Consider the following 11,983-nt stretch of genomic DNA (forward strand, 5'->3'; position numbering starts at 1 on the left):
GTCTGTGTATGAATTTTTCTATACCCTTTCGACAGGTAAGAAAATAAGGATTTTAAAGAACGCCCTTGAAATCAATCATTATCTCGATCAGGACACCAATGTATTATTAAATACGGTTCCTTCTGTGGTAAGAAAATTAATAGAAGACAAAGCACCGTTGGATGCTGTCAAAGTCATCAACATGGCAGGCGAAGTTCTTCCCACCGATATTATTGCAAAGCTTCCTTTGGATAAAATCGAAGTTAGAAATCTGTATGGTCCATCGGAAGATACCACTTACAGCACCTCTTATCGTATTACCGATAAAGAGTCCAGAACCATTTCTATAGGTAAGCCAATCTCCAATACCCAGGTATTGATTCTGGATCAGAATAGCCAATTGGTTCCTCTCGGCGTTACAGGCAGGATCTTTGTATCCGGAGCAGGAGTAGCGAGAGGCTATCTGAACAGAGCAGACCTCACTGAGGAAAAGTTTTTGCCCAATCCTTTTATAGAAGGCGAAAGAATGTATGATACAGGAGATTTAGGCTATTGGTTGTCAGATGGAAACATAGAATTTATAGGAAGAAAAGACCATCAGGTTAAAATAAGAGGATATAGAATTGAACTGGCAGAGATAGAAATTCAGTTATTGTCAAAGGAAAGTATTCAGCAAGTTACTGTACAGGTTTTTGACACGGAAGAAGATAAACAGATAGTTGCCTATTTTGTATCAGAAAAAGAAGAAATAATATCAGATCTCCGCGATTTTTTATTGACTACTCTTCCTAATTATATGATACCTGCAGTATTTATTCAGTTGTCATCTATCCCGCTTACTCCAAACGGTAAAATTGATAGAGCTGCTTTACCTAACCAGAAAGATTTTAATCAAGCCAGTGAGGCAGAATATATTGCCCCAACAAATAGTTTAGAAGAAGAGTTAACCATCATTTGGAAAGGATTGTTAAACAGGGAATTGATAGGAATCAAAGATGATTTTTTTGAACTTGGTGGCCACAGTATTAAATTAGGGAAGCTCATTAATACCTATCAGAAGAAATTTGATGTGAAACTAAGCTTTAGTCAATTGTTTGAGAATACATCTTTAATCTCTCATGCAGGTTTAATTTCTAAAGCAGGAACATTAAAATATAAAGAAATAGAGAAGGCAGTAATTTCTGAAAGTTACCCTTTATCAGATGCTCAACGCAGATTATGGGTTTTGAGCCAATTTGAAGAAAATTCAGTGGCTTACAACATGCCTTCATATCATGCTTTAGATGGCGGATATAATATAGATCATTTAAAAAAGGCCATTGATGCAGCCATTGACAGGCATGAAATTTTAAGAACTGTATTTAGAGAAAATGAATCAGGAGAGATTCAACAGTGGGTTCTAAATAGAGAAGCAATTGATTTTAATATAGATTATTGTGATTTTAGTAATTCCCATGATAAACAGTTAAGTATTAAGGAATATATTCAAAAAGATTCCCAGGTATTATTCGATTTAGAAAATGGACCGTTATTAAGAGCTGCTTTACTTCAGGTATCCGAGAATAATTTTGTCTTTTATTACAATATGCATCATATTATAAGTGATGGATGGTCTATGGATATATTGACCAAAGATGTATTAAAATATTATCAGTCATTTGTAAATAGTACTGAACCAAATTTACCAGAGTTAAGGATTCAATACAAGGATTATTCTGTATGGCAGCTAAATCAACTAAAAGAAACAACGTATCAAGCCCATCAATTATTTTGGTTAGATAAGCTTTCCGGAGAGTTACCCGTCATAGACTTACCATCAACAAAAAAGCGACCGGTTGTAAAAACCAACAATGGAGAGCGGCTTGGGACTTATCTGTCAAAAGAAATATCTTACGATTTAAAAACTTTTTGTCAGCAAAAAGGTGGAAGTTTATTTATGGGACTTGTAACTTCATTAAATGCTTTGCTTTACAGGTACACGTCTCAGGAAGACTTTATAATAGGAAGCCCGGTTGCCGGAAGAGATCACATTGATCTTGAAAATCAAATAGGTTTTTATTTGAATATGATTCCATTAAGAAATAAAATTAATCCGGGCAATGATTTTGACAAATTGTTTGATGCAGTAAAATCAGATATACTAGATGCTTATGAACATCAGCAGTATCCGTTTGATCGTTTGGTAGAAGATTTAGAACTACAGAGAGATATGGGTAGAAGTGCCATTTTCGATGTTGTAATAATGCTTCAAAATGTTGGAGAGAAAGCAATTGAATCAAGCGTACCTGAAGAATTGACAAGTAGAATTACCTCTTTGGGAAAATCGGTTTCTAAATTTGATCTTGAAATTACTTTTGAAGAGATAGGTGATTTAATTTCCTTCCAGATTAATTACAATACAGATGTCTATGATAATGATACTATGACAGGATTCATGAAACATTATTTAGATATTCTTACAGTTGTTCTTCAGTCACCTGAGGAACCTCTATATAAAATCGACTATTTATCATCCGTTGAGAAAACACAGATCTTAGAGGATTTTAATAATAATAAAAGAGATTTTGCAAAAGATTTAACCATAGTAGACTTGTTTGCCAATCAGGTCAAAGCAAATCCTGATCATATAGCTCTTGTATATGGAAATAAAGAGTTTACATACAGGGAGTTAGATGAAGCTTCCGATGCGTTGTCATGCTACTTATTATCAGAATATGATGTACAGATTGAAGATTTTATTGGGGTAAAGCTGGAAAGGAATGAGTGGCTGGTCATTAGTCTTCTTTCCGTATTAAAGATGGGTGCTGCTTATGTACCTATTGATCCTGCGTATCCTGCAGAAAGAATAAAATATATTGAAAAAGATGCCAATTGTAAAATAGTTATTGATAAGGATTTATTAGAGGCATTTGCACTTGGGAAAAGTAATAAGGAAAATGAATCTTTAAAAATAGCTTTAAAACCAGAAAATTTAGCTTATGTCATTTATACGTCAGGTTCTACGGGATTGCCGAAAGGTGTAATGATTGAGCATAGAAATGCAGTTTCATTCTTAAATAATTTAGATTTTGAACTGGGATTTAAAAGACATACCATTGTAGCGGGAACAACGAATGTAGTTTTTGATATATCTGTTCTTGAAATATTTGGAACCTTGTGCAGCGGTAGAAAACTGATTTTATTCTCATCAGAAGAATTGATGTCCCCGGAATTATTTATGGATAACCTACACCGTAATAAGATAGAAGTTTTACAGGTTACGCCATCAAGATTTAGCCAGATATCCGAAGCTTTTATAGCAAAACCTTCTCCATATTTAAAGCAGCTTTTAATGGGTGGAGAGCCATTTCCAAAAACAGTCTACGATACCATAAATACTTATTCTGGACTGAATATAATAAACGTATACGGTCCTACGGAGACTACCATATGGAGTACAAGTTTAGATATTAACACAAGTAAATATCTGAGCATTGGTAAGCCACTGGCCAATGAAAAAGTACTCATTTTATCAGATAAGCTGCAAATACAGCCAATAGGAGTTGTGGGAGAGTTATATATAGCAGGAGATGGCTTGGCAAGAGGGTATTTAAATAAAGAAAAACTCACTAATGAAAAGTTTATTGAAAATCCTTATGAAAAAGGAAGTAAGATATACGGAACAGGAGATTTAGCCAGATGGAGACCGGACGGGAATATTGAATATGTAGAAAGAAAAGATGATCAGGTAAAAATTAGAGGACATCGTATAGAACTTGGAGAAATTGAAAATGTATTACTTCAGCAAAAACAAATTGAACAGGCCATAGTTCTGGTCAAAGAAAAAGATGAAGAAAAATTTATCATCTCTTATCTGGTAGGTAAGGATATGGACATCGAAACCATTCGCATGAAACTTACAGAATTTTTACCCGGTTATATGCTGCCCAATTATTTTGTGATTCTCGAAAAAATGCCATTGAACTCCAGCGGAAAAATAGATAAGAAAGCATTATTGGAAATTGATAAAATGGAAGCATCTTCAAAAAACTATGTGGCTCCATGTAGTAAAGAAGAAAAGATCGTGATATCGATTTGTGAAAAATTGTTGAAAAAAGAAAATATTAGTATTAAAGACAATTTTTATAGCATTGGTGGAGATTCACTGAAAATAATACAATTAATGAATCAATTGAACCGGGAAGGGTATGCGGTAAAAGTAGATCAAATTTTTAAAACCTCAGATTTTGAAGCTTTAGCTAAAGTTATAACAATTAAAGAAAATAAGATTGAATCCGTAGATTTAAATAAAGGGATAAATTTTAAACCGGAATTAGATATTGTAAATAAAAAGATAAATTGGAAAATTGGGGATAAAGTTCAGATATCTGAAAATCAAAAATATATAATGAAATTCAAGAATTCTGAAGGTTTTATTGGCCCGGCTAAGATTAGTAAGTCTGATACCGGATACATAGAATTACAGCTGCGTGAATTTTTGAGCAATTTTCCTGATTTGAATATTGAGTTTATACAAGAAGATCAATTCATTTATCAAAGGCGGGTGTCATATAAAGATTTGAAAATTGCTGTAAATACTTATGATGTAGATCTTAGTAGTCCAGCTAATATTTCACAATTAATATCAAATGAAGTTCCTGTAAAGCCATATGATATTTTCAATGGCGAGCTTATTCGTTTATTCATATTTAATGATATAAAAGGAGGCGAAGAATCTTATATATACATTGCAATTAGTCATGTAATAGCAGATATGTATACCTGTAATATCTTGCAGCAGGAGTTAATGAATTTCCTTAGAAATAATAAAGTTTTAAAGAATCAGTATCCTTCTTCAGGTTTTGATTTTGCTTTATGGCAGGAAAAATATTTACGATCGGAAAGAGGACTGGAGGAACGCTCTTTTTGGATTAATGATTTAAAAAAGCCTGCCCTTGAACTATTGTCAGATCAAAAATCAACCCAGTTAAAAAAAGTATGACTATGTAATTGACAGTGACAAAGTAACCCATACTACACAGACAATGTTCGTTACAGGACAAAAATTTGAACGAATTAAACAGTTGTCTCAAGACCTAAATATTCCATTATCCGGATTATTTATGGGGTTTCATCAGTATTTAATGCATGATTGTTTTAAAGGGCAGTTTCATTTTCAACTGATCACGGTTTCAGGACGGGAAAGTATCGTTGATGAATTTGATACTTCAAGAGCTTTAGGTGCTTTTAATAATTTTATCCCGTTGCGATTAATTTCTAATACAAATGATTCTTTGTATGATTTGTTTCAAAATGTGTATTTGAATTACCTAAATGCAAGAATGCATCAGGTAATACCCTATGAGACCATTAGAGAAGATTTTTTTGTTGAAACACAAATTGACATCGACTTATGCAGATTGGGAGGGGTAAATTTTCAAGAGATGCCAGGGGTTATTGAAGAAGACAAATCAAATAAGATAATTCTTGGAACCCAAATATTATCAAACCTGCATCCATTGGATATCATATGCAGGGTAAGAGATAATGGAATTGAAATCATCCTCATTTATCAGCAAAATACTGAAATCACGCTTCCATTAGATGCTCTTTTAGATAATGTTATTAGCAAGATAAGTCCCATAGGGTAGACTTTTTTTTAATATAAATCACTACTAAAAGAAATTTTTTTATATAAATTTACAATCTAATAATAAAATGAATAAACTTTTTTCAAAATTAACTAGAATGAGAAATAAACTCAAGCACAAAAATCTTTTAATAATAGTATTCCTTTTAATCCCTTATTTAGCAATTTGCCAAATAGAGTTAAAAGGAAAAATAAAAAGTAATACAGCTCCTGTTCCATTTGCAAATGTGGTACTTGTTGACTCGCTTGGAGTCTTAAAATCCGGCGCAACTACGGATAATAATGGAGCCTATACAATCAAGACTGCTAAGGGAGTTTATACTATTAAGGTGAGCCTTTGGGGATATAAAAGTTGGGATAAAAAAATCAGCTTAGAAAACAGTACTGTTTTGGAAGATATAATTTTAGCCTCAGATTCAAAAAATATAGAGGAAGTTGTTATCAAAGGGAAAAAAAGAATCTTTGAACAACAGATGGATCGTCTGGTATTTAATGTTGAGAATAGCCCTACTGCGAGTACAGGTAATGCGCTAGATGCATTAAAAGTAGCGCCGGGTCTTATGATTCAAAATGGTTCAATTAGTATTTTAGGCAAAGGGTCATCACAAGTAATGGTTAATGGTAAATTGATGCAAATGTCAGGGGATGATTTAGTCAGTTTTTTGAATTCAATTCCTGCAGGCAACATAAAAAAAAATTGAAATTATAACAACTCCGCCAGCTCAGTATGATGCAGGAGGAAATGGCGGACTTATTAATATAGTTTACAAAGAAGGAATGAAAGACTCCTGGAAGAATTCATCTTCTTTCGCCTATGATCAGAACCATTATAATTCTGTTACATTAGGGAATGATTTCTTATACAATAAAAATAAACTCAGATTCTCTTTAGGTTTAAATGGAAGTATTGGTGCTTATAGAGCACTGGAAAGTTTTGATGCTTTATCTGCAAATAAACTGCAAGAGTTGGATTCAGATACGAAACAAAAAAAGAATAGTTTTACAGGAAGGGCTTCAATTGATTATGATATTACAAAAAATATCGTGTTAGGTTTTATGTACTTAGGTAATCTAAGAAGACCGGATCAAGATAATAAATCAGTTACCCAGTTATTCGATTCTAATCATAATCTTGAGCAAATCATTCAAAGTAAAGGTTTTAATGACAGGGAATATAACAGTAATATTTATAATATGAATGTTATGTCGAAATTAGACACTTTAGGAAGAAAGCTTACAGTGGATTTTAGCTATTTGGATTATAATGTAAAACAAAATAATAGCTTCGCAACCAATACATCAGTTCCTAATGATCCAGCTTTTATACAGCAACGGTCAGCCATTAATAATTCAGGACAGGCTATTGAAAATTTTAGTGCAAAGGTGGATGTTGAGCATCCAACCAAATTTGCCAACTTCTCTTATGGAGGTAAGCTAAGCTTCAATAAATCAAATAGTGATGTCCAGCTTTTTGATGCTACGGTAAATCCGCCAGTATTGGATGAATCGCAATCTAATGAGTTTGAATACAAAGAGAATATTCAGGCATTATATGCCAGTGGTTCAAAGAAAATAAGCTCAAAACTGAGTTTACAATTAGGACTAAGAATGGAGAATACAACTACAGAAGGTTTCTCAAAAACAATCAATCAAACAAATAAGCGGGATTACTTCAAATTGTTTCCTACATTTTATGTTTCCTATGCTGCAAACGATAAGAACAATTTTGTCTTTAATTATGGAAGAAGAATTAACCGTCCTGGATTTAATGATTTAAATCCATACCGATTTTATATAAACAATAACAGTTATTCTGTAGGTAATCCTTTTTTACAGCCTTCATTTAGTGATAATTTTGATTTCACCCACACTTTTAAGAAAAAGCTAAGCTCAAATCTGTTTTTTAGAGTTACTAATGATAACTACGGAATATTTTTTAGTACAGATACAGAGAATGACATACAGGTTATCACAAGGAAAAATTACTCAAAGGAATATTATTATGGGATTAGCGAAAGCTACACATTTGATAAATATTCTTGGTGGACAAACCAAAGCAGTGTATCGCTTTTAGGATCTAAAACTACTTTACTTGATAATATAAATGCAGAGGTTCAGAACGGAGTTAGGTTTTATTTTAATACGAACAATACTTTCTCACTGACTAAAACAACAAAATTAGAAGTTAATTACTGGTATAGCTCGCAGCACAAAAGAGGATTATTTGAAAATGGACAGTCCCATAGTCTTGATATAGGAGTGAGACAAAGTTTATTAAATGATAACTTAAAGATTGTTCTGTTACTTAATGATGTATTTAATACATCGTACTTAAATAACAACATATCGATTGTAAACGGAGTAAAGCAGATAGGAAATTTTAATTACAGTAACAGATTTTTCAGACTTTCTCTTCTTTACAGTTTTGGAAGCAAGAAAGTAAAATCCGACAATCGAAAATTTGGTAATGAAGAAGAGCAAAGACGTTCTGGAATTTAATACCAAAACTTATCAAATATCCTCTAGTATCGAATACTAATTATAATAAAAAACCATGAAATATCAATTATTCTTACTCCATTTTGCAGGAGGAAGTGTCTATTCCTTTGATTTTCTTAAGAAATACATAAAACCTAATATTGAGTTTATTCCTCTTGAATTGCCTGGAAGAGGAAAACGATTTAGTGAAGGATTGCTAAAGAACAAAAAAGAAGCCATCGAAGATTATGTTACCCAAATTAAAACCTTAAGAAATAGTAAACCCTATTTAATTTTTGGGCATAGTATGGGAGCAACCTTAGGATTGTCTGTTGTAGAAAAGATGGAAAAAAATGGAGATCAACCAGAAGCTTTAATCGTTTCTGGTAATCCGGGACCGGGAATACAAAAAGAAGATAATACAAAACGCTATCTGTTGGAAGATGCCGAGTTCAAGATTGTATTAAAAGAATTAGGGGGAATTCCGGATGAAGTCCTTGAAAATGAAGAACTGTATGAATTCTTTAGCCCAATAATTAGAGCTGATTTTGAAGTACTTGAAAACGATAATTTTTCAGAAAAAGAAATCAGATTAAATACATCATTGCATGGATTAATGGGAGATGAAGAAGAAACGTGTGACAGAATAGAAAATTGGAGAAACTTTACGAATGCTGATTTTCAATTTAAAATATTTAAAGGAAATCATTTTTTTATCAATGAACATGCCCAGGAATTGGCAAAAGTAATTGAAGGCTATTCTACTCATGTAATTGTAAAATAATTTATTATGTTCAAATTAAAATTTAAAGAATTAATATATATAATCTTCTATGCACTTTCAAATACCGTTTTAAGTTTCGGAATTATATATATAATCAACAGTACAGTTTCAGGTAAAGCTGAATTCCAAAATGATTACATGGGAATAGTCTTTGCCGCAGCTATCATCTATACTTATTTATTAAATATAAATTTTCAAAAATGGCTCAATAAACTTACTTATAGTATACTCTACAAAAATGAAGAGCTAATTTTTTATAAAATTTTAAAGGCTCCTCTGATTACACTGGAAAGGCTGGGTTCACAAAGATTTTATACCACTATTGAAGATTTAAGGGTTTTCTCATCTTTTCCGGAAATTGTAACACATACCTTTAATTCTTTGCTAATGCTGATATTGTGTTTAGTTTATCTCTTTACATTATCTGTCCCTTCAGCATTCGTTGTTATTGCGCTGATAATTGTAGTGGCATTTATTTACTTTTTTGTGATTAATAAAATGGCTCCGCTGGTAGATAAATTAAGAAAATACAATGAATCTTATTATAAATATGTTGAAGATGTAATAAAAGGATTTAAAGGATTGAAATTGAGCTCACACAGAAGCGAAAATTTGATGGATAAATTTCTGGTACCCAACAGAAGATCAGCCAAAGATCTGGATTTCAATATTAATTTTGTGTTTTTATCTATAAATCTAATCAGCCAGTACGGTTTATACTTAATCATTGGGACAATTCTTTTTCTCCTTCCTTTATTTGATCTCTTAAAAAAAGAAGATGTAATTACGTATGTAATGATTTTAATGTTCATATCAGGGCCAATTAATAATTTAATTAATATGCAACGGGTCTATACCAGACTATTTGTAGGAAGAAAAAGAATTAAAGAATTTCTGAAAGACTTTGAAATTAGTGATGAAAATCTTGCAGAAGCAGAAAATAAAATCGAGAACGATATTGATTTTAACAAACTTGAATTTGAAGATATTCACTTCAGTTACCAAAAAAATACTTTAGAGAACTCATTTAGCTTGGGCCCCGTTAATCTTTCTATACAAAAAGGAGAAACCATATTCGTCATTGGCGGAAACGGAAGCGGGAAAAGTACTTTTATTAATATTTTAACCGGTTTGTATAAACCAACTGTAGGAAGCTTAATTTTAGATAATCAAATTGTAGACAAAGAAAATCCGGTTCAAAACCTAATTTCTGCAGTTTTTACGGATAATTATATCTACTCTAATAACTACGACAATTATTCCCTTGAAAATAATAAAAGATACCAGGAATTGCTTGAAGTAATGGAGCTGGACAAAATTATTCTGGATGATAAAGAAGGCTCGGCAAGAAGAAACTTCTCTAAAGGACAAAGTAAAAGAATGTCTCTGATTTTTGCTCTCCTTGAAAATAAACCAATTTTAGTACTTGATGAGTGGGCTGCAGATCAAGATCCTCATTTTAGAAAGTATTTCTACGAAAATTTGCTGCCTAAGCTTAAAAATGAAGGAAAAACAATTGTTGCAGTAACTCATGATGATGCTTATTTTAAGCATGCTGACCGAATAATTAAATTTGATTACGGACAAATCGTAAAAGATTTTGATGTAAAAGAAGAAGTATCAAACAGCGAGAGTTTATGGTACAATTAATAATTAACGAATGTTTCTATTCAGTAGAATTTCTAATCTTATAACTCTGTTATTATGAGACTAACCTTACCGCAGCAAGATATTTATTTTGAACAATTACTATATCCTAATGAGCCCATTTATAATATTGGAGCCAAAATTGAAATTAAAGGACATATCAATATTGATGCATTCCAAAAAGCGTATCATGAGCTTATTAATCAACACGATGCTTATAGAACCAAGCTGGTTAAAGATCAGGAAAATATTCGATTAAAAATCGTAGATATTCACAATTCAGAATTAGGTTTTATAGATTTTTCTGATAGTGAAGCACCTTATGAAACAGCGAATTTATATATGCAGGAAGAGTTTTCTAAACCCTTTGATTTATTTGGAGAAAGTCTTTTGCACGTTTTTACCTTAGTAAAGATAAACGATGATTTTTATTATTTGTTTTCAGTTTATCATCATATTATTACAGACGGCTGGGGTACTTCGCTGATGTTTCAGCGCTTGGTTAAAAACTATAATGAGATCTGTGAATTTGGAGCTGTACAAACAGAATATTCTTTTACATATAAGGATTTTATAGAAGATGACGCTATATATACCGATTCAGAATCTTTTATGGAAGACAAAACATATTGGAAGGATAAATTTAATGTTTTGCCTGAAAATTTATTCAATAAAATACAAGATTCAGGCCGTGTTAATAAAAGCAGTCGAAAAGAATTAATCATTAAAAGAGAAACTTATAATGAATTAATTCAATTGGCAAACAATTACAATTGTACAACTTTTCACCTGATCCTAGCTTTAATCTATACTTATTTTGGAAGAAAGCATCAAAATAATGATTTTGCAATTGGTCTGCCGGTTTTAAACAGAAGTAAATCAAAATATAAAAAAACAGTTGGACTTTTTATGGGAATTTCTCCTTTAAGGGTGAAAATTGATTTTAATGAAACAATTGAACAGTTAACCAAAAATCTAAAAAATCAATTACGAAACGATTATCGTTATCAAAGATTTCCTTTAGGTAAACTTATTCAGGAGCTTCAATTGTTTCATGAAAAAGAAAGATTATTCAATATAACGCTGTCTTATGAAAAACAAAATTATTCTACTAATTTTCAAAATACAGTGACAGAAGTAATTCCTTTAAGCCATCGATCAGAGCGAGTGGCTTTAGCATTATATATAAGGGAATTTGATGAATCAAAAGATGTGAAAATCGATTTTGATTATAATCTGAATTATTTTGATAACTCCGGAATAACCTCTATTGTCAATCATTTTGAAGCTTTGATTGATGAGGTTATAAAAAGCCCTGAAAAAAAAATTAAGAGAATTAAATTATTTATCCGAAGAAGAATTAAAACAAATACTCATAGATTTTAATAATACAGACGTAATTTATCCTAAAGAAGAAACAGTAGTTAGTCTATTTCAGGCCCAGGTGTTAAAAACCCCTGATAAAG

At 31.7% G+C, this 11,983-nt stretch carries 6 protein-coding genes and 3 pseudogenes; all 9 read left to right on the plus strand.

The genetic code is table 11. The features are described from left to right. Positions 1–4: 4 nt before the first annotated feature. Positions 5–2,455 (plus strand): annotated as a pseudogene (locus ACJ5H0_RS22935) (condensation domain-containing protein); the annotation flags it as partial. A gap of 177 nt (positions 2,456–2,632) precedes the next feature. Further along, positions 2,633–3,730 (plus strand): annotated as a pseudogene (locus ACJ5H0_RS22940) (amino acid adenylation domain-containing protein); the annotation flags it as partial. 69 nt (positions 3,731–3,799) lie between these two features. Further along, positions 3,800–4,960 (plus strand): annotated as a pseudogene (locus ACJ5H0_RS22945) (condensation domain-containing protein); the annotation flags it as partial. A 43-nt stretch (positions 4,961–5,003) separates the two neighbouring features. After that, positions 5,004–5,609: a condensation domain-containing protein gene (locus ACJ5H0_RS22950; protein ID WP_411252169.1), complete on the plus strand. Its 606-nt coding sequence runs from the start codon at positions 5,004–5,006 to the stop codon at positions 5,607–5,609. Between the two features lie 67 nt (positions 5,610–5,676). After that, complete coding sequence (locus ACJ5H0_RS22955; protein WP_411252170.1) at positions 5,677–6,309, plus strand: carboxypeptidase-like regulatory domain-containing protein; 633 nt, start codon at positions 5,677–5,679, stop codon at positions 6,307–6,309. Between the two features lie 76 nt (positions 6,310–6,385). Continuing rightward, a complete protein-coding gene (locus ACJ5H0_RS22960; RefSeq protein ID WP_411252171.1) occupies positions 6,386–8,107 on the plus strand; it encodes an outer membrane beta-barrel family protein in 1,722 nt (573 codons plus the stop codon). A 55-nt stretch (positions 8,108–8,162) separates the two neighbouring features. Beyond that, the gene (locus ACJ5H0_RS22965) at positions 8,163–8,870 is read left to right on the plus strand and encodes a thioesterase II family protein (protein ID WP_411252172.1); all 708 of its coding nucleotides are present in this window, start codon (positions 8,163–8,165) and stop codon (positions 8,868–8,870) included. 6 nt (positions 8,871–8,876) lie between these two features. Then, positions 8,877–10,520, plus strand: a complete 1,644-nt coding sequence (locus ACJ5H0_RS22970; protein WP_411252173.1) for a cyclic peptide export ABC transporter — start codon at positions 8,877–8,879, stop codon at positions 10,518–10,520. Positions 10,521–10,574: 54 nt separating this feature from the next. Next, positions 10,575–11,903, plus strand: a complete 1,329-nt coding sequence (locus ACJ5H0_RS22975; RefSeq protein ID WP_411252174.1) for a condensation domain-containing protein — start codon at positions 10,575–10,577, stop codon at positions 11,901–11,903. Positions 11,904–11,983: the final 80 nt, after the last annotated feature.

The organism is Chryseobacterium proteolyticum (assembly GCF_046591535.1).
Classification (GTDB): domain Bacteria; phylum Bacteroidota; class Bacteroidia; order Flavobacteriales; family Weeksellaceae; genus Chryseobacterium; species Chryseobacterium proteolyticum.

Excerpts from the sequence above, each read along its gene's own strand:
- ACJ5H0_RS22950 (WP_411252169.1), top strand. The coding sequence starts at position 5,004 with ATGTTCGTTACAGGACAAAAATTTGAACGAATTAAACAGTTGTCTCAA.
- ACJ5H0_RS22955 (WP_411252170.1), top strand. The coding sequence starts at position 5,677 with ATGAATAAACTTTTTTCAAAATTAACTAGAATGAGAAATAAACTCAAG.
- ACJ5H0_RS22960 (WP_411252171.1), top strand. The coding sequence starts at position 6,386 with ATGAAAGACTCCTGGAAGAATTCATCTTCTTTCGCCTATGATCAGAAC.
- ACJ5H0_RS22965 (WP_411252172.1), top strand. The coding sequence starts at position 8,163 with ATGAAATATCAATTATTCTTACTCCATTTTGCAGGAGGAAGTGTCTAT.
- ACJ5H0_RS22970 (WP_411252173.1), top strand. The coding sequence starts at position 8,877 with ATGTTCAAATTAAAATTTAAAGAATTAATATATATAATCTTCTATGCA.
- ACJ5H0_RS22975 (WP_411252174.1), top strand. The coding sequence starts at position 10,575 with ATGAGACTAACCTTACCGCAGCAAGATATTTATTTTGAACAATTACTA.